Origin of the sequence: Spirulina sp. CS-785/01, from assembly GCF_028330525.1 — a bacterium.
Lineage (GTDB): Bacteria > Cyanobacteriota > Cyanobacteriia > Cyanobacteriales > Spirulinaceae > JAQMSD01.
Map to the genome: position 1 here is coordinate 16,354 of NZ_JAQMSD010000091.1, position 19,687 is coordinate 36,040.

Annotated in this window: 18 protein-coding genes; 7 read left to right on the forward strand and 11 right to left on the reverse strand. The window is 44.1% G+C overall.

Features of this window, described 5'->3' with window-relative positions:
• Positions 1-277: 277 nt before the first annotated feature.
• From PN462_RS05170 to PN462_RS05205, 8 genes are all read right to left on the reverse strand, one after another.
• Positions 278-637, reverse strand: a complete 360-nt coding sequence (locus PN462_RS05170; RefSeq protein ID WP_272126965.1) for a PIN domain-containing protein — start codon at positions 635-637, stop codon at positions 278-280.
• A 61-nt stretch (positions 638-698) separates the two neighbouring features.
• A complete protein-coding gene (locus PN462_RS05175) occupies positions 699-905 on the reverse strand; it encodes a hypothetical protein (RefSeq protein ID WP_272126948.1) in 207 nt (68 codons plus the stop codon).
• A 216-nt stretch (positions 906-1,121) separates the two neighbouring features.
• Positions 1,122-1,346: a hypothetical protein gene (locus PN462_RS05180; RefSeq protein ID WP_272126949.1), complete on the reverse strand. Its 225-nt coding sequence runs from the start codon at positions 1,344-1,346 to the stop codon at positions 1,122-1,124.
• Between the two features lie 2 nt (positions 1,347-1,348).
• Positions 1,349-1,636, reverse strand: a complete 288-nt coding sequence (locus PN462_RS05185; protein WP_272126950.1) for a type II toxin-antitoxin system HigB family toxin — start codon at positions 1,634-1,636, stop codon at positions 1,349-1,351.
• Between the two features lie 58 nt (positions 1,637-1,694).
• Entirely contained in the window at positions 1,695-1,934 is a 240-nt protein-coding gene (locus tag PN462_RS05190; RefSeq protein ID WP_272126951.1) for a type II toxin-antitoxin system HicB family antitoxin, read from the reverse strand.
• 71 nt (positions 1,935-2,005) lie between these two features.
• The gene (locus PN462_RS05195) at positions 2,006-2,926 is read right to left on the reverse strand and encodes a hypothetical protein (protein ID WP_272126952.1); all 921 of its coding nucleotides are present in this window, start codon (positions 2,924-2,926) and stop codon (positions 2,006-2,008) included.
• A gap of 12 nt (positions 2,927-2,938) precedes the next feature.
• Positions 2,939-4,081, reverse strand: a complete 1,143-nt coding sequence (locus PN462_RS05200; protein WP_272126953.1) for an ATP-binding protein — start codon at positions 4,079-4,081, stop codon at positions 2,939-2,941.
• Between the two features lie 163 nt (positions 4,082-4,244).
• Positions 4,245-8,249 (reverse strand): magnesium chelatase subunit H, encoded by a 4,005-nt coding sequence (locus PN462_RS05205; RefSeq protein WP_272126954.1) that lies wholly within the window; start codon positions 8,247-8,249, stop codon positions 4,245-4,247.
• A gap of 277 nt (positions 8,250-8,526) precedes the next feature.
• Here PN462_RS05205 and PN462_RS05210 point away from each other — a divergent pair, with 277 nt between their 5' ends.
• The 5 genes from PN462_RS05210 (at position 8,527) to PN462_RS05230 (ending at position 13,401) form a co-directional block, all read left to right on the forward strand.
• A complete protein-coding gene (locus PN462_RS05210) occupies positions 8,527-9,792 on the forward strand; it encodes a lipid-A-disaccharide synthase (protein WP_272126955.1) in 1,266 nt (421 codons plus the stop codon).
• Positions 9,793-10,062: 270 nt separating this feature from the next.
• Complete coding sequence (locus PN462_RS05215; protein WP_272126956.1) at positions 10,063-10,209, forward strand: hypothetical protein; 147 nt, start codon at positions 10,063-10,065, stop codon at positions 10,207-10,209.
• A gap of 219 nt (positions 10,210-10,428) precedes the next feature.
• Positions 10,429-10,605 (forward strand): hypothetical protein, encoded by a 177-nt coding sequence (locus tag PN462_RS05220; RefSeq protein WP_272126957.1) that lies wholly within the window; start codon positions 10,429-10,431, stop codon positions 10,603-10,605.
• 76 nt (positions 10,606-10,681) lie between these two features.
• Positions 10,682-12,877: a ComEC/Rec2 family competence protein gene (locus PN462_RS05225; protein WP_272126958.1), complete on the forward strand. Its 2,196-nt coding sequence runs from the start codon at positions 10,682-10,684 to the stop codon at positions 12,875-12,877.
• Between the two features lie 179 nt (positions 12,878-13,056).
• A complete protein-coding gene (locus PN462_RS05230) occupies positions 13,057-13,401 on the forward strand; it encodes a hypothetical protein (RefSeq protein WP_272126959.1) in 345 nt (114 codons plus the stop codon).
• A gap of 86 nt (positions 13,402-13,487) precedes the next feature.
• Here the strand turns inward: PN462_RS05230 and PN462_RS05235 are convergent, their stop codons facing one another.
• From PN462_RS05235 to PN462_RS05245, 3 genes are all read right to left on the reverse strand, one after another.
• Complete coding sequence (locus PN462_RS05235) at positions 13,488-14,594, reverse strand: phosphotransferase enzyme family protein (RefSeq protein ID WP_272126960.1); 1,107 nt, start codon at positions 14,592-14,594, stop codon at positions 13,488-13,490.
• Between the two features lie 139 nt (positions 14,595-14,733).
• A complete protein-coding gene (locus tag PN462_RS05240) occupies positions 14,734-15,222 on the reverse strand; it encodes a hypothetical protein (RefSeq protein ID WP_272126961.1) in 489 nt (162 codons plus the stop codon).
• Positions 15,223-15,283: 61 nt separating this feature from the next.
• Positions 15,284-16,075 (reverse strand): PD-(D/E)XK nuclease family protein, encoded by a 792-nt coding sequence (locus PN462_RS05245; RefSeq protein WP_272126962.1) that lies wholly within the window; start codon positions 16,073-16,075, stop codon positions 15,284-15,286.
• Between the two features lie 222 nt (positions 16,076-16,297).
• Between PN462_RS05245 and glmU the strand changes: the two genes are divergently transcribed.
• The gene (glmU, locus tag PN462_RS05250; RefSeq protein ID WP_272126963.1) at positions 16,298-17,647 is read left to right on the forward strand and encodes a bifunctional UDP-N-acetylglucosamine diphosphorylase/glucosamine-1-phosphate N-acetyltransferase GlmU; all 1,350 of its coding nucleotides are present in this window, start codon (positions 16,298-16,300) and stop codon (positions 17,645-17,647) included.
• Between the two features lie 286 nt (positions 17,648-17,933).
• A complete protein-coding gene (glpK, locus tag PN462_RS05255) occupies positions 17,934-19,433 on the forward strand; it encodes a glycerol kinase GlpK (RefSeq protein WP_272126964.1) in 1,500 nt (499 codons plus the stop codon).
• The last annotated feature ends 254 nt before the right edge of the window (positions 19,434-19,687 follow it).

The following is a 19,687-nucleotide window of genomic DNA, read 5'->3' on the forward strand; positions in this document are numbered from 1 at the left end:
GCGTTGGGTGGAGAAAAACGTTCAAATATCACTTAACGGTCAGTTCCACCCAACGCACCGTCTGGTTATAGAATACAAGAGGGTGCGGTGCGTTCAACGGTTTATACTCTCTATGTTCGTCTCTAAGGTAACATCCGTTGAACGCACCCTACAGCTATCTCGAATGCAGCCAAGGGACAAATTCTTCCTCTAAAGTAGGTAAAAATCCTCCGGGATTAGCTGATATATTTTAAGGGATATTAAGACTACTAATTATATTTCTTTCAACACTCGAAGTTTAATAAGGATTAATAACTTGAAGCTGACTAGACTTGTATTCAATAATTTGTTGATCCTGCAAATCTTCCGTAATAATTTGTGAATATCCCGCAGAAAACGCTGAAGCCACGATCAACGAATCATAAAACGCAAACTGATAACGGCCATATAACTCTAACGCATCAAAAGTTAGTTCAGTAGTCAAAGGGATACAATTAGCTACGTTAAGAATAAATTTCAAAAAGTTAGCAATTTCATCTTTGTCTAAAAAACTTTTCCGCAAAAGAACATTAGAGAGTTCATTAATAACCTGCTGGGAAATAAAAATTTTCTCGTTTTGGACTTTTAATAGTTCTCGACTTCTTTCTTTTTTCTTTATATCTTCCTCTGTTTTTGCCTATAGTCCTAGATAAACAAAAACATTCGTGTCATAAAAACAATTATCTGGCATTTCTCTCTTCCCTAGAAGAAATGACATCCCCCTCTAACGTAAAACTATGCTCATCACACCATTGTAAAAGCTGGTTGACATGATTCTCGTAAGTCACCAACTCCGCCTCCTCTTTTAACCTTTGCTCGAACTCCTGAATAATCTGTTTTACCTTAGCTTGAGACAAATTATCAGGGACATTAATCACCACTTGCATAACTCAAAGTCCTCTCAAACAACGATTCACTATAATCTAAGCAGCCAAGGAGATCACGTCACGATTCACGCAGAATCTCTCTCCTCAAAAGGCAATCAAGTCCTTCTCCAATACTAACCCAGTTTGTAGAGCGTGTTGGGTGGGGAGAAGAGATTTCATATATGCCCTTGTTAGTGCAGATGCTCTATATTAACAAAATTAAGAGTAATTTGAAACTTACGATAACTCTGGGATATGTTGTGATTCATAGTTTTCAATCAGAACCCCAATAATTTCCATTAAAGATGCTAAAGGGTGTGTTTCATCTTCTCCCACTTCGTCTATTAATTGATCAAGAACTGTTACCAAATATTTATAGTCATCTTCGGTGTGTGGGACAAAAATGGTATCTGCAAGTTGTCGCCAAGCGTTTATTGTGGGTTGGACTTCAATTGTTTTCATTTTTATTCTTTCCAATTTTCTTTGTCGTATTCTGAATGAGTTAAAATCGCTCGAATATACACTTTTTTACGATTATAATGAATTGCGGCAATTAATCGTGCTTTGTTTCCTCCAATGTTAAATACTGTGAGTTTCCCTACTTTGTCCGCAGAGGGAAACAGGGTACGCAAGTCAGCAAAGGAAGTAAAATTATTTTTTTTGATTATTTGATACCATTGCACTAAAGCTGTTTGAGTTTCAGGATGTTTGGCAGCAAATTCATTGATTCTTTTACGAGTAATGATGTGCATTGTTACATAATGACATTTTGATCTATCAAGAATGTGTAGATTCGAGATTGTAGTAAAATTAGTAATTTTTGGAAGGGAGAGGGATTGTTTTTTCGTTACTCCAATAAACGGTTTCAATCCATAATTCTCTGGCTTCGTTAATATTGTCTAATGCCTCCTCTAAGGTATCCCCTTGGGTGATACATCCCGGTAAATCGGGAATTGTGACGGTATATCCCCCATCTGCTGCGGGATAGAGCGATATGGGATATTTTAGAGAGATATAGTTATAGAATACAAGAGGGTGCGGTGCGTTCAACGGTCGATACTCTCTATTTTGTCTCCAAGGTAAAATCCGTTGAACGCACCCTACGGTTGTATTACAGTTCTTTATGAAGTGGTATTTTTCTTATTTATAAATTCTAAAATCCTAGATAATTCATTGGGTAACTTATCTTTTAGTATTCTGGCTAAATGAGATTTACTAAATTCTATTTCATTAAACTTGGTTGACAATTCTTTAGCTTTTTCTTTTAATTTTCTATTTAAGTAAAAAAAGAAATATTTGCCCTTTACATACTTTTGTCTATTATTTATATCGTTCCTCATTTCATTTTGAATATATTCTTTACATTTATCGTAAATTACCTTGATTTCTTCTTCTGATATCTCAGGAGAACGTTGAATTATTGTCTTTAGAACTAATTCTTCGGAACAAATCTGATTATCTTTTAAGAAATTTTTTCTTTGTTTTAAAAGAGTCCAATTGCCAGCAGCTATAGTGATATATTTTTGGAAAAAAGTATTAATTATATACTCAATATCATCTAATTTTAATGACGCTATTATTGGTTTCAATATACTTTTATCAGCAGATTTTTCGTATAAATAATTATATATAATTTCTGAGTCAATAAAATAATTTTCTAATGTATAGCGGCTTTTAAATATATAAAGTCTACCATCATAAATACTGTTATTTAATTCTTGTTCAACTTCTTCATCAGTTCTAAAATCTCTATCAATAATACCAAAAAACTTTTGACGTTGAGTGGGAGTTAAATTTTCGACAATTTGCCTCAAATATTCTTTAACTTGTTCGCAGCCTCCCAAAGATTCTCGATTGGTGTCAGTCACAAAAGCTATTCTGTCAGATTGCTCTTGAAATAAAATGTTAAAAATTACATGATCATCATAACCCTCTACAAATACAATTTTTTTTCTACCAGCGTTATCAATAGCATTTCTAACACTTTTGTTTTCAATAAAACTATATAATCCACCAGTAATTGTTTGAAAATCTTGTGACATGACTAATTTAGACTATTCTAAAACTTCAGTTAATCGGATTATAGATTTTTCTTCAAAAGCATTCCATATAATATCGGAGTGAGAAGTTACAACGATTTGACATCCTTTCTCTCGTTGAAGTTCTCTCAACATTTTTATGGCTTTTTCTTGAAATTCTGGATGCAAACTTTGATCAATTTCGTCTATCAAAATAATTGAATTTTGTGAGGCTTTTAAGTATATTTGAATAGCTAATATTAGTAAACTCTCTTCACCTGAACTAAGTAGTTCAATTCCATGCTCTTTACCTTGTTTCGTTTTCATTACAACCTGAAAATCTGGTTTGTTTATCTTTTCGATTTTTTGATCTGACAAGATATGTTTATTGATCCATTTAACTAAAGACTCATATCTCTCTGGATAAGCATAGTTATAAAAAACTAATAATTTTTCTAAATCATCTCTTTTAGGGTTATATGAATAGACAATATTATAAGTTGATTTATTTTTGGGTAGAGATGTATAACGTATATCTAAAATTTCTCGATCATGTGAATTAAAAAGAAAAAAGTAGGGAAGTTGTAAATGATCAGTATCAGCATAATTGATTTCTTTCTCTATATGTTCCTCTATTGCTTTGAAAAAATCATTTAATATCTCTTGATTTCTAATATTTCTTTCTTTTTGAAAAGTATCGAATTCTTTGTCTGTTAAATCGGTTAAAAATCGAATGAACTGACGTTTTGTTCTTTCGTCTAATCGATATTCTTCCTCTTCTTCTGGGCTTTTTACAATAGTGTCTTCTATATTTTGTATGATAGATTTTATTTCTTCACTCACTATGACAAAACATTGTGATTCTTCATACTTTTTATCATATTGAATTTCTTCTTCTTCTCCGAACACTAAGGACAAAAGTTTATTCTCATTAATAATTAAATCGAGTTGTGCAAACTCAGTTCTTGTTAAAATATGGGGTTTTAATCGATCAAAGAACAACCTATTCTTGTTAAAAAATCTTGGAGTTAAAAAAGAAGCTAAATTAAAAATTAGTTCAAGAATAGTAGTTTTTCCTGAACCATTGACACCGGAAAGACATATTAAATCCTGTGGTATCCCATCCTGTGTAAAGTCTATCAAGTGATTCGAGAAAACTCCACAGTTACGAATATACAATTTTGATAGTCTTATCATAATGATTTATTTAAACAGAGCTAAAATGTATTATTTATTAAATTTATTTATTCAATTTTAAAAACGAAATTTAGGGGAATAGAATATCGCATATTTTAGTGGCGATATTCCGTTCCCCTATTATATCTACTTAACGACTCAACAACTACTCAACGCCTTCAATGCGGTCTTCGACCTCCATGTATAACTCGCGGAGACGGTCTAAATTCTCCTCAGAAGTCTCCCAGTAACCGCGGCCATTCACCTCCAACAACGTACTCACCATCTTGCGGAACGAGTTGGGGTTCATGTCCATTAAGCGTTTGCACATTTCCTCATCTTTGATGAAGGTGTCGTTGGTATCTTCATAAACCCAGTTGTCCACAGCCCCCGCAGTGGCAGACCAACCCATGGTATTTACCAAACGCTTAGATAACTCCCGGACTCCCTCATAACCGTGACTCAGCATCCCTTCGTACCATTTCGGGTTTAACATTTTCGTGCGGGCATCGAGACGCACGGTTTCCGATAAGGTGCGGACTTGGGCATTGGCCGTGGTGGTGTCGGCAATGTAGGAGGCGGGTTGTTTGCCATCCTTGCGTAACTTGGACACAACCTTGGTGGGGTCTGAGTCGAAGTAGTGGGAAACGTCCGTTAAGCTGATTTCCGAGGAATCTAAGTTCTGGAACGTGACATCAGCACTGGATAAAGACGACTCAAACAAGTCCCGGTTGGTGTCCATGACTCCTGGGTTATCGGAGTTGAAGGAGAAAGATTTACGGTTTAAATACATATCCTGTAACTCGCTTTCTTCCTCCCAACTGCTATTTTCCACCGCTAAATTCACATTAGAGGCATAGGACCCAGAAGCGTTAGAAAAGACCCGTGTGGCCGCTTGACGCAAGTTAATGCCCATGTCTTCTGCTTGCTGCATGGCGTGTTTGCGGACAAAGTTCATTTCTGGGGGTTCGTCCGCTTCGGCGGCCATTTTCACCGCTTGGTCTAAGAGGGACATTTGGTTGATAAACAGGTCGCGGAAGACTCCGGAACAGTTCACCACTACGTCAATGCGGGGACGGCCTAATTCTTCTAAGGGGATGAGTTCTAATTTATTCACCCGTCCGAGGGAGTCGGGACAAGGCTTAACCCCCACCATCCAGAGAATTTGGGCGAGGGACTCTCCGTAGGTTTTGATATTATCTGTCCCCCAGAGGACACAGGCGATGGTTTCCGGGTAGTCGCCGCCATTATCTAAGCGTTGCCGTTCGATGAGACGGTCAACCACGATTTTTGCCGATTTTACTGCCGCGATGGTGGGGATGGACTGGGGGTCGAGGGCGTGGATATTTTTTCCGGTGGGCAGTACCATCGGGTTGCGGATGGGGTCGCCGCCGGGGCCGGGGAGGATGTATTCTCCTTCTAGGGCTTGCAGGAGTCCGCCTAACTCGTTATCCGCGCAGACTTGTTCTAAGCAGAATTCGAGGTATTCAAAGAGGGGTTTTAAGTCTTCGGTGTTGACTTCTTTATATCCGGAATTGTGTAGGGACTCCACCCAAGGGGTTTTCTTGAAGCGGTTGAAGAAGTTTAACCCGGTGACTTTGGAGACGCGACCCTCTGCGTCGGTTTGGGCTTTGACGAGGGCGGCAACGGCATCACGGGTGGCTTGGGTGATGTTCTGGAGTAAGTCCACATCGTTGAGGATACCACGATCGCTGTTAGAATAAACCTCCTGAATCTCCCGGCCCAAACTCTCAGCAATAATGGTCGGTAAACTCTTAATGCCCTCTTCTTCCCGGTCTAAACTGGCAATATTCACCAACGTGGCAATAGCCTCCTCAGCAGTCGGCGGTTTACCGACCACGTGCAGACCACAGGGCAAGAGACGGGACTCAATCTCCATCAACTTGCGATAGACCATACCCACAATATTATCCCGTTCTTCAGGAGTCATATCCTTGGCATCCTTCTCCGGGATATCAATATCTTGGTCTAAATTCACCAAGCGACTCTGATCCATAATAGTATTGACAATCTGAATCGCCCGGCCTCCGTCTTTTAAGTCCCGATAAGACCCAATTAACTCATTTAACTCTTTTAACCCTTTGTACAGTCCCGCATTCTCCGCAGGGGGGGTTAAATAGCTGATGGTTTCGGCATAACTACGCCGTTTAGCAATAGTCGCCTCAGAGGGATTATTGGCCGCATAGTAATAAATATTAGGCGTTGAGCCAATTAAACTATCCGGGTAACAAGTCCCTGACATTCCCATCTGTTTACCGGGCATAAATTCTAAAGACCCGTGGGTTCCGAAGTGTAACACGGCATCCGCTTGCCAGATATGCTCTAAATAGGTGTAGTAGGCGGCAAAGCCGTGGTGGGGAGAGGCGGACCGAGAGAACAATAAGCGCATGGGGTCCCCTTCGTAACCAAAGGTGGGCTGTACCCCAATAAACACATTGCCGAACTGTTTCCCGTAAACAAGCAGGTTTTGACCGTCACTGTTTAAATGTCCTGGTGGGTCGCCCCAGTTTTCTTTTAAGCGTTCGTAGTAGGGGGTGAGGCGTTCGTATTCCATCACCGACATCCGATAGGCCACATTCAGTTCTGGGCTGGCATACTGGGCTTGGGCATCGTGGATGACGGCCTCCATTAATTTTTCGGGGGACTCAGGAAGGTCTTGAATATCATAGCCATTATTGTGCAGGGCTTGCAGCACTTCGTAAATTGAGCCAAATACGTCTAAATAGGCGGCCGTTCCCACGTTGCCTTTATCGGGGGGGAAGCTGAAGACGGTGATGGCGACTTTTTTGTCTAGTTTGGGTTTTTTGCGGAGGTTGGCCCATTTTAAGGCCCGTTTGGCGACGGCTTCTACCCGGTCTTGGAGGGCGATCGCTTTCCCGGTTGCCCCGTCTCGTCCGGAGAGGATAATGGGTTCAATGGCCCCATCTAACTCAGGGATGGCAATTTGTAAGGCCACTTGGATGGGATGTAACCCCAGTTCGCTGTCTTCCCATTCTTCGGTGGTTTGGAAAACAAGGGGTAAGGCCACCATGTAGGGGCGGTTGAGGCGTTTTAAGGAGTCAATGGCTTTGGGATGGTCTTGTCGCGCTGGCCCACCGACTAAGGCAAACCCGGTTAAGGAGACGACGACATCCACGTAGGGGGTGGGTTCAACGCCTTGGACTCGTTTATCCCAGAAATACTCATCCACGGGTTTGGAGAAGTCTAACCCGCCGGAGAAGACGGCGATGACTCGTGCGCCCATGGCTTCTAATTCCTGTACCATGGCGACATAATGGGCATCATCTCCGGTGACGAGGTGGGTGCGCTGCATGGCTAACCCGACGCAGGGGGCGAGGGGGTCCCGTAAGTCTTCGTTGATATCCTCTCGTTGGTTGTACCAGTCCCAATATTCGTTGATATCCTCGAACATTTTCGGGGCGAGGGGATGCCAGATGCCCATGTCGGGATAGACGACGGGGTCAGCGTAGGCGAGTTCTCCGGTTTCGTCGTTCCAGAGTCCAGCATCGGGGAAGACATATTTATCTGCCAACATGAGCAGGAAGTTTTCCAGGTTGTCTGCTGACCCACCGAGCCAATATTGGAAACTTAACATAAAGTTGCGAGCGTCCTGGGCCCGGTCCACGGGCATATATTTCAGGACTTTGGGGAGGGTTCGCAACAGTTTGAGCATACTGTCTTGGAAGGACGAACCGGATTTTTTCTTGCGGTTGCGCATGAATTGCGCGATCGCACTTTTCGATTGTCCCAAATTCTCCATGGAAAATTTCCCCATCTTATTGAGGCGCATCACTTGGGGCATGGAGGGGAAAACAATGGACAAGTCGAGGTTTTCCCGGTGCGGTTGTACCGCCTCGACGACTTTATCGGCCAATTCTTCAATAAAAATTAACGAGGCAATAAAAATATTGGCCTCGGCCACATCTTGTTTGAAATTATCGTAGTTTTCCGGGTCCCGTAACTCCTCAATCAAATAACCGCGCAGATCAATGGCCAGTTTCTCGTTATTGGCGTTGATAGCTTGGACGGCCTTGGTTAAGGTGCTTTGGTACTGTGGCTCTAACACGACATAGACCACCTTGAGCAAGGAACGATCATTGAGCGATTCTGGGATTATGCGTCGATGGGTGGACTTGACGTGGGTGAACATAGATGTATTCTCCTTGAGCGCGTAACTTGCTAGTTATGAGTTGCCTGAATTGCTGGAACTGAACCATAACAGCCAGTATCCCGACGATGAGGGATATGTCTGTTAATGTTTTTTTGTATCAGATTATGTACGCTTTCAGGGGGATTTTCGCCTATTTCGACACAATTTGATAAGAAGAATAAATTTTTTGTAACAAAACTTGACAAATTTTGTGAGCATTTACTCCGTTATTTTTTACAAAATTTAATTATTAATAACTTGACAAATGTAAAAAAATATGAATAAAGAATTTGACCTACTCATCCTTTCCAATGGCCCCGGAGAAATTACCACTTGGGTGTGTCCGGTGGTGCAGTTACTCCGCAAACTCTATCCCCATCCCCTGCGTATTTCGGTGGTTCTTTCCCCTTGTCCCAATGCGTCAGGCCGAGAGGTGGAGTTGGCCCAGTCTTACCCGGAAGTGGACCGGGTACAGGGAGCGCGGTATTTTTGGGATTTTTTACTGTGGGGGAAAACGGCAGAGCCTTGGGACTGGTATGACCGGGGAATGGTGGTCTTTCTGGGGGGAGATCAACTGTTTTCGGTGATGATTGGGCGACGGTTAGGCTATCCTGTGGTTATTTATGCAGAATGGGAAGCGCGGTGGCCGCGGTGGGTACATCGTTTTGCAGGGATGAATGACCAGGTGCGACAGTCCCTCCCCCGGAAATATCAGCATAAATGTACGATAGTGGGGGATTTAATGGCCGATGTGGAGATGGAGGAGAATAGGTTTGTTGAGGACTATTGGGGAGACAATACCGAATTGATTGGCCTGTTACCGGGGTCAAAGGCCATGAAATTAACTCAGGGGTTGCCTTTGGTTTGTGCGGTGGCGGAACAAATACACAGGCAACGTCCGCAAACCCAGTTTATCATTCCGGTGGCCCCGACTTTGAGTATAGAGGAGTTAGCGAAATATTGCGATCGCGCCTATAATCCCATCATCCCCAAACTGGGTAACGTCAGTGCCAAATTAGTCACCCCCCCAGACACCCTCCCCTACCTCGAAACCTCTGGAGGGTTACAAATTCCCCTCTGGCAAGAGTTTCCCGCTTATTCTATCTTGAGTCAATGTCGCCTTTGTTTAACCAGCATCGGCGCAAATACGGCACAATTAGGGGCATTAGCTGTGCCGATGATTGTTTGTAGTCCCACTCAACAAATCGACGCAATGCGAGCATGGGATGGACTCCCCGGCCTCTTAGTTAATTTACCTTTAGTGGGGACAGGGTTTGCCGTCACGATTAACTGGTTAATGTTTCAGTATGTATCAAGAGCAAAACCCCTCTTTGCTTGGCCGAATATCTGGGCCAAACGGGAAATTGTCCCAGAGTTAGTCGGTAACTTAACCCCAGAAAGACTGGCCGAAGTCGCCTTAAATTATTTAAATCATCCTGAAACCCTACAACAGATGCAGCAAAGATTAAGGTCAGTCCGTGGAGCGTCCGGTGCGGTACGTCAGTTTGTGGAACTGCTCATAGATGAAATGGAAACTCAATAAAAAAAGGGTTCAATCTGCCTTGGGTTAAAACCCAAGGCCAATAGCTCAAACCCATTAAAACGGGTTAATCGACGGTTCGTAAAAGAAGAAAAAACACCAACAACAAGATCACAGAAAGGTGTAACCCATATCACTGAGTTTAGTTCCTTTCATCACCGGTTAACTTGATCAACTACACCCTGTCCGATACCAGTACATCACATTAGTCAAGCCAAAAATTGGTGAAAGTAAAGATAAGTAAATAAACTACTGAGTTTTCACTCTCGAACCATGAAAAAGAAAAAATGGCAAAAACTCCTATTCCATTTGAGCTTTTGGTTATTTCTCGAAATCTTTTTGGGATATATTGGCCTAGATAACTTAGCGGACTATAGTGAGTTCCTATTCCCCCAACCCCGCCTCATACTTAGCCGTTAGCCCTATATCTTAGGTTAGATTTTCGGGAGAACTGGGTGGGATTGTTGAGAAAAACTTATAGGATTAACAAGTAATACTGAATCATTAATTACAGAGTGTTGGGAACGATTCCCCCATAATGGAATTAAGCGGTGCAACTTGGGTCAGTCCCTGTAATAAATACCGTAGCTTGGTCTAAGATGAGTTCGGAGAGATCAGTTAGGAGAAAAAGCGATGGAAATGACGACCTTACAATTTATCCTGTTAACCCTTTTCAATGCTACGTTTTGCCTTCTCCTCCCCCGTCTCTTAACCTTAAAGTGGTCGTCTCTCCAGTCCTCTGTGAAAACGTTATCTTTTGACCAAGAAAATGAGACTCCTCAACAAGAGGCCGTCGCATCTGAGAATTTATCCTGAAATCTGCGCTTATAGGGTCTAATTGTTGACCCAAAATACTCTACAATATTTCAAATTTTATTTTTTAATTTAGCTCATGACTCGCCAAGGGTGGGCAGTGGTTTTTACTGCTTATATCATCGGGTTGCTTTCTACTGGGATACTTCGCTTTGAGTTAAAAACGCTATCTTTTCCCCTTTGGTTGAGTTTAGCCTTGGGTTGGATGGTTTTGGGGATGATTTTAGGATTCATTATCCCTAAATTTTGGGGAAAAAGTCCGCCATGGAGGGTGTGGATGGTTGCGGGGTTAACTGCTGCGGTGGGGGTGTTTTATCTCTATGTGCGTATTCCTCAACCCACGACTCAAGATATTAGTCAGTTTGTCCCCCAATTACCAGAGGAAGTGATAGTAACGGGGACTATTCTCAATTCTCCGTCTTTAAATCGCCAACAGCGTATTCGTTTTATTTTACAGGTTCAACAGGTGGCGGATAATGCAGAGATTGGGGGGAAACTTTATGTCACAATCCCTTCAGACCAAGGCAAGAATTTAGTCTCTCGGCAACGGGTACAATTAATCGGCAATTTATACCTCCCGCAACCGCAGAAAAATCCGGGGGGATTTGATTTTCGGGAGTATTTGCACAATGAGGGGGTGTTTGCGGGGTTTTATGGCCAATTAGCGGCGCAACCGACGGAGAAACCCTTGGGGGGGTGGGTGTTGCGGCAGCGTGTCCTAGAGGCCCACCAACGGGGGTTAGGGAGTCCTGCGGGGGAGTTGGTGAGTGGGATGGTGATGGGTCGTCGGGTGGTGAATTTGCCTTATACGCTGCAAGATCAGTTTATTCAAGCGGGGTTAGCCCATACGTTGGCTGCGTCGGGGTTTCATGTGTCGTTGTTGCTGGGGGTGGTGATGGGGATAACTCAGCGTTTGCGGACTCGGCAACGGGTGGGGGTTGGGGTGGGGGTGTTGCTGGTGTATTTGAGTTTAACGGGGTTGCAACCGTCGGTGTTGCGGGCAAGTTTGATGGGGGTTGCGGCGTTGTTGGCGTTGCTGGTGGAACGACGGGTGCGGCCTTTGGGGTTGTTGTTGGTGATTGCGACGGGGTTATTATTGGTGAATCCCCTGTGGGTGGCCAGTTTGAGTTTTCAGATGAGTTTTGGGGTAACGTTTGGGTTGGTGGTGACTGTTCCTGCAATGATGAAGCGGTTGGATTGGTTGCCGCCTACCATTGCGGGGTTGTTGGCTATTCCTTGGGCGGCTTCTTTGTGGACGTTGCCGTTGTTGTGGTTGAATTTCAATGTGTTGGCCACCTATAGTATTGCGGTGAATGCGTTGCTGATGCCGTTGGTGTCTCTGGTGAGTTTGGGGGGGATGGTGAGTGGGATGGTGGGGGTGGTGTGGGTGTGGGGAGGGAGTTTAATTGCGCGACTGTTTTATTATCCCACGCAATTTGTAATCCAGATGGTCTCGTTGATGGTGCAGTTGCCAGGAAGTGCTTTGGCGGTGGGGAGTTTACATCTTGTACAGGTGTTGAGTCTCTATGGTTTGTTTTTGCTGGTTTGGCGGGTGTCTAGCTATGGGTGGGTGTTGGGGGGGGTGGCGGTTGTGCTGGCGATCGCGCCCATTCTCTACAATAATGCTACTTTAACCCAAATTACTGTTTTAGCTACGGCTGGCCGTCCCATTGTCATTGTGCAAGATCAAGGCAAGGTTACGTTAATTAATGCAGGAGATGGGGACACAGCGAATTATACAGTTATCCCGTTTTTAGCGTCTCAGGCCATAAATCGCCTGGCGTTGGCGATCGCGTTAACCGGAGAAAATGCCCGGCAAACAGGCTGGACAGAGATTTCTGATAATTTTGCCATTCCAACCCTGTTACACACCGCTAGGAGTCCAGAAGCTGCCTTTAAAACCCCTAAAATTGGGGAGGTGCAGCCTTTCCCTGTTAATCAAACTGCCACTTTGGGAGAATTACAAGTCACTTCACTAGGGGGAAACGGTGGGGGATTACAGTTGCAGTTACAGGGGAAAACTTGGGGGGTTGTGACGGGGGAAGGGTGGGAGTTTCCTCAGACGGGAGATGTTTTAGTGTTTGCGGGGGAGACGTTACCGAAGGGTGAAATGAAAATGAAGATTGCGATCGCAGTTTCCCCCACCCTCTCCCCCGAAACCCAGCAAACCCTCACCCAGCACAACATCCAAACCTACATTACCGGACAACACGGGGCGATTCAATGGACTCCCGATGGGGGATTCCGTACAATGCTGAAGGAGTCTAGGAGATAATCCCAAGGGGGTTTCGTCAGGAAAAAATTTTATATTTTGTCCCGAAAATGTCAAAAAAAGTTAACAGACAACACTTTTTCGGCAACAGATTGGCTAAAATTCAGTCTAATTCATTAGAAAACCATAAATCAAACCCCAGAAAGTAAACATTTTTACAGTTTAGATGAGGTAAAGCTACTATGTCTTATACCTTCGATATTGTTGGATTAGCGTCTGTTGTCACCTTTTTTGATTATCAACAAAAAGTTGAAAGCAATCCGCACCGCAGCAAAGCCTATTTTGGCACACAATTTTGTACCTTAGATGCGTTTATTGAATCGGCAAATCTGATCCCCCAAAAACCCGATTGGAATTGGGAAGAAGTGGTGCAATCTATGATTCATTTTTGGTTACGTCAAGAAGATAAAATTCGCTATTGGCAAGAGGAGTTAAATCAGGCAAATGATGATAATTTATTAGTGGGACGAGTGGCTAATGTTCCAGCGTTACGCCATGAGTTGGAAAGTCTTTTGAATAGTGAATAGTGAATAGTTGATAGAGGTTAGAAACCGGGTTTCTATCCAAATTTTAGACTAAAAAACTTAACTGAGAACAGAAACCCGGTTTCTCGCTATCCACCAATAATCTTACCAATTACATTGGCTTGTTTTTCAATACTTTGAGTTAATTTAAATTGGACTAATGCGCGGTTTAAATTATGTTCGGGGTATTTCGCCTTAAAATAAAGATTTCCGGCTAAATAATCCGTAAAAAAGCGTAATCCTAACTCAAAGGTAATTAACCGGATACTGTCGTAAATGTAATGATACTCATTGTCGGTTAAAATATCCTCAACAAGGGGTAAATAACCGCGTAGGATGGACTGACAAAGATCGGGATCAAAATAGACTTTCTCCCAGTCTTGGGTTTCTTCTCCTAATGGGTTACATCCCGATCGCAGACAGTCTCCGATATCATAATGAATTAATCCGGGTTTCACCGTATCTAGATCAATCATACTAACGGCGTTTCCCGTTGTCTCATCGAGGATGACATTATTTACCTTGGGATCACCATGAATTACCCGTAAGGGGAGTTTCCCTTCCTGTTTCGCAGTTTCTAGGATGTTAACTTGAGAACGGTGATCTGAGATAAAGTTACAACAGTATTGTACCTCCGCCGAGGTTGGGTGGGGCCCTTTTTCTAGGGTGCGATCGTATTCCTGTAAATATCGGGGAGTAATGTGAAACCCCTCTAAAGTATCCGCAAGATGATGGGGGGGTAAGTCACTGAGGAGACGGTGAAACATTCCCAACCCATACCCCACTTCTGTTGCGTGATGGGGAGTTGCGATCGCATCATAGCACGTTCCCTCAATATACCCCAACGCTCGCCACACCGTCCCATCCTCAGCATACCAACACCCCTTACCCTCTCCCGTCGTTAGCACTTGTGGAACTTGCCAACGGAGCGTAGAATCAGCCTGTAAGTGGTCCTGAATATGATCACTCAACACCCGAATATTCCCCATCACCCAATCCGGTTGGCGGAAAACATGAGTATTTAACCGTTGTAAAATAAAATAAGGGGTTTTCCCATTCTCCACCGTCACCCGAAACGTATCATTAACATTACCACTCCCCCAAGGTTCAATTTTCACAATCTTCCCTAAATTCCCCTGCAACTTCCCTTGAGTTGGGGGATAAAATTGTGCAGCAATATTAACCAGTTTATCCAATCCCTCACCTCAATTCCTAATACAACAGCTAAATAAACTTACTCCCTAAAATTAAGTTAGTTTGACATCAATAAAAAAGGGAGACAATGAATGAAATTAAATCTTTTTTACCCATAACTCCCTTCCGTATTGAAATCCATTAAGAGGCATTTTCCGAGGACGCATTGGCGGTTTCCGGAGATTGTTCAAGATTCGTCGCTTTTTTCCGGACAAAAGCCTTATCAATTCGTAAACGAATTAATAATAAACTAATAATGGCCACCGCAAACCCCAAAATCACAAAATTTGGGTTCAAATTAACAAAAACCTTCGCCAACTCTGCCCCCAAAATGCAGCCTTGTACCCCTAAGGTTCCCAACTGAGTCCAAGATTGCTCCGTTTGAAACAATTGTAAACTGAAAAACAAAGAAAACAGTCCAGCCAACAAACTAATGATCGCAATAATAAACGCCACCAAAGCCTTAGCATAACTCGATTCTGAGCCAAGATCATCCTCAACCCTAACTCCTCCCAACCAAAAGTGAACTCCCTCATTAATCGCCAACAAAAAACTGAGAGGAATCATAATTACAGCACTAATTGCCTGTAAACTAGCGATCGTCGTTAAACGGGTGGTAAACTGACGCATTTTAGCTAACTATCCTATAACCAAAAAATAATAAGAACAGAATCAAGAGTGTGAGCAGAAATTAAAGCGGTATTTCCTTAATCTTATCGAACGAGACGACTTCCTCAGCAAAGTTTTTTGACTCTTTATCTTCAGAAGACCGCTGACACCGTTTCGCAAACGGACAAGTCGGACAAATTCCCTGAGATTCTGGGATTTGGGGAAAAGGAATCCGGTCTTGTTGATAATGTTCCCCAAACTCCGTCATTTGCTGTAACAAAACCGCCAAATCTTGTCGCGTTTGTTCATGCTGTCCTTGATCATACGGGAAACTCACCGATTGGGGGTCTTTTTCCCCCAACACAAACCAGTAAGTGAGCGAAAGTTGCTCTGGATAATAGTCCGACGTTTCCCCCAAGACAAACAAATAAAGCCGAGTTTGCCAATGATCCGCCAAAATCTGCCGCCCTTTCGGACGGAGATAGGTTTTCCAGTCCAAAATTTGAGCCGATTCCGGACTAGCAATCAGTAAATCATACACCACCGTTAATAAATAGTCCCCCCAAACCAGAGTCCGATGGTGTTCCGCATCTCGCCAAGTTCCGGGTTGCGGGATTAAACTCTCCGGGGCCGCGGCCAAGAGACTCGTGAGAGACTGTACCAGTTTTTGATCTTCTCCCACCAGGTCTGCGATCGGCAAACCCAACTCACGCTGCTGCATCAACAAGTGGAATTGACTCCCCCACATCAACCTTTCTTGCTGGTAAGGAGTCACAGGAGAGGCCAGTTGATCGAGATAAATATGCTGATACTTACGCGGACAAGTCTCAAAGGTGTTTAGCTGGCCCTGGGAAATCCGTTTTTGCTTACTCATTTTTTTTGTTATTGGTTGTTGGTTGTTGATTCTTTATTCTCCCCATCTCCCCCATCTCTCCCATCTTCCCTTTGTGTCCTTTGTGTCTTTGTGGTTCAATTCCCCAACTATCCACTATCCACTATCAACTCCTAAAACCCCGCTAGGCTATTGTGCAATTTTTTCAGACAATAGAGACTGTACCTTGTTAAACCTTAAACAAAACGAGTAGAAAAAAAGATAATGGTAGCGGTAGCAATTCTTGCAGCAGGGCGTGGAACTCGCATGAAATCAGACTTGCCCAAAGTCTTGCATCAACTAGGGGGACGAAGTTTAGTCGAACGGGCCCTTCTGAGTTGTGAAGCCATCTCTCCCCTTCGGAGATTAGTGATCATTGGCTATCAGGGCGAACGAGTCCAAGATAACTTAAAACCTTACCCCGACATTGAATTTGTTGAACAACGGGAACAACTGGGAACAGGTCACGCTATTCAACAACTCCTCTCTCCCCTCGATAATTTTAACGGTGACTTATTGGTTCTCAATGGCGATGTGCCGCTTTTGCGTCCCGAAACGCTCAAACAACTCATCGACACCCATAAAAACAATCAAAACGCTGCCACCCTACTCACCGCCCAATTACCCAACCCCCACGGTTATGGTCGAGTCTTCTGTGATCATCAAAACTATGTGCAACAAATTGTAGAACATCGGGACTGCACTGATGCTCAAAAACAAAATCGTCGCATCAATGGGGGAGTCTATTGCTTTAACTGGCCTCAGTTAGCGGCAGTCTTACCCCAATTACACGCGGATAACGACCAAGAAGAATATTATCTCACCGATGTCTTTGCCATGATGCAGCCTGTCATGGCCGTAGATGTGGAGGACTATCAGGAGATTACCGGGATTAACGATCGCCGTCAATTATCTGTCGCCTACCATATCCTACAAAACCGGGTAAAAGATAATTGGATGCGGGCTGGTGTTACCATGATTGATCCCGACAGCGTAACCATTGATGACACTGTAGAATTAGAAGCCGATGTCATTATTGAACCGGAAACCCATCTCCGCGGCCAAACCCAAATTAAGGCCGGAAGTCGAGTGGGGCCGGGAACATTGATCGAAAATAGTCAACTTGGCCCTAATGTAACGGTTCTTTATTCTGTGATCAGTGATAGTGAGGTGGCCGCCGAAACCCGCATTGGCCCCTATGCCCATTTACGGGGAGAAGCCAAAATTGGCGAATCTTGCCGGGTGGGAAATTTTGTGGAACTCAAGAAAACCTCAGTCGGGGAGAAAACTAATATTGCCCACCTGTCCTATTTAGGGGATGCTACCCTAGGGGAGCGTGTGAATATTGGTGCAGGGACGATTACCGCCAACTACGACGGGGCAAACAAACACCAAACCATTATTAAAACTGGGACTAAAACTGGGTCAAACAGTGTCTTAGTCGCCCCCCTCACTTTGGGAACAGATGTCACTGTGGCCGCTGGTTCGGTGGTGACGGAGGATGTCGAAGATGATTCCCTCGTCATTGCCCGCAGTCGTCAAGTGGTTAAGAAAGGTTGGCGGTTAGAATCGTAGTTTTGTTCTTTGTGACAAAGAGAATAGGGAATAGGGAACAGGGAACAGTTGGTTCTTTGTTCTCCTCCATCTCCTCCATCTCCCCTTTGTGTCCTTTGTGTCTTTGTGGTTCAACCGTCAACTATCAACTATCAACTATCAACTCCCCCATCTCCCGACTCGCGACTCCCCAATCACCCATCACCAACTTAAAGAAAGACTACAATATCAGCCCCCAATGTCCGATTTTTCGAGAGATTTGGTAAGGTTCAAAGCATAAGTAGTGTAAGTCTAAAAAAAACGAGTTATGGCAAGCAATCCACAGTATGTAATGGCACTGGATGTGGGGACGACTGGGACTCGTGCCATTCTATTCGATCAAAATGGTGCAATGGTCGATCAAGCCTATAAAGAGTTAACCCAACATTACCCGAAACCGGGCTGGTTAGAACATGACCCGATTGATATTTGGCGCGATACACGGGAAATGATCGGGGATGTGTTGGTGAAAACGGACACGACGGCCTCCCAACTGGCTGCTATGGGCTTAACGGTACAACGGGAAACTTGTTTACTGTGGGATAAAACCACGGGGAAACCCCTCCATAAAGCTATTGTTTGGCAAGATCGCCGGACTTCTCCCATGTGTAATCGACTGCGGGAACAGGGGAAGGCGGAGGAGATTCAAAAACGGACGGGACTGGTGTTAGATGCCTATTTCTCGGCCACTAAGTTGGCGTGGTTAATTGAGGAAGTGAAGAATAATCAGCCCCATGTGAATTGGGATAATGTGATTGCGGGAACGGTTGATACTTGGATTTTGTGGCAATTAACGGGGCGACAGGTTCATGTCACGGATCATAGTAATGCTAGTCGAACGATGCTCATGAATATTGAGCAGAGGACGTGGGATCAAGATTTATTGGAGTTGTTTGGCATTCCGCCCCATTTTATGCCGGAAATTCAGCCCAGTCTGGGAGAGTTTGGGAAGACTCACCCCGACTTGTTTGGGCATCAAGTGCCGATTATGGCGATTTTTGGGGACCAACAGGCGGCTCTGTTTGCTCATGGGTGCGATCGCCAGGGTCTGTTAAAATGTACCTATGGCACAGGCTGTTTTTTGGTGGCACAAACAGAACAAGAACTCACACGCTCTCAAAATCAACTCCTCTCTACGGTGGCTTGGACAAAGGCCGATACCATTAACTATGCCCTAGAAGGGGCAATGTTTACTACTGGGGCTTGTATTCAATGGTTGCGCGATGGGTTAGGCTTAATTCAGTCCGCTGCCGATACTGAACCCATGTCTAAGTCTGTTGAAGATAATAACGGGGTTTATTTTGTCCCGGCGTTAAGTGGTTTAGGGGCCCCTCACTGGGATATGAACGCCAGAGGGTCTTTTCAGGGCATTACAGGCGGTGTCAAACGAGAACACATGGTACGGGCAGTGGTGGAGTCTATCGCCTACCAAGTGAAAGAAGTGGTGGACGCGATGAATAAGGATGGCGATAAAATTAATTTATTAAAGGTTGATGGTGGCGCGTCCAAAAATGACTTTTTAATGCAGTTTCAAGCGGATGTGTTAGGCATTCCTGTAGAACGGCCAGAAGTGCTAGATGCAACCGCCCAAGGGGCTGCGTTTGGGGCGGGTTTGGCGGTCGGTTTTTGGGACAGTTACGCGGATTTAATTGGGAAACGGAAAGTAGATCGGGTGTTTGAACCTGGACAAGGCCAAGGCAAAGCCCAAGAGCATTTCCAAGTTTGGCTACGGGCGGTTGAACGGGCAAAGCATTGGACGGAGGATTAAGTTTTTTTTGTTCTTAGTTCTGGGTTCTGGCGTTTGGGTTCTGGGTTAAATTTAGAGATTGGAAACTGGAAGCAGTAACCCGTCCTCAACCCCAATCCCATCTCCCCTAGACTGATGAGCTAGGGGCGACAGCCCCGCGCTCTATCCGACAGGGTGAGCGTCGGGAAGGATAGCCCGACAATTTGAGGATTCGATGTCCGAAAATTGTCAATCAGGAGTATTCTGTTTCTCGACATAAGATTTTAGTTGGGAAA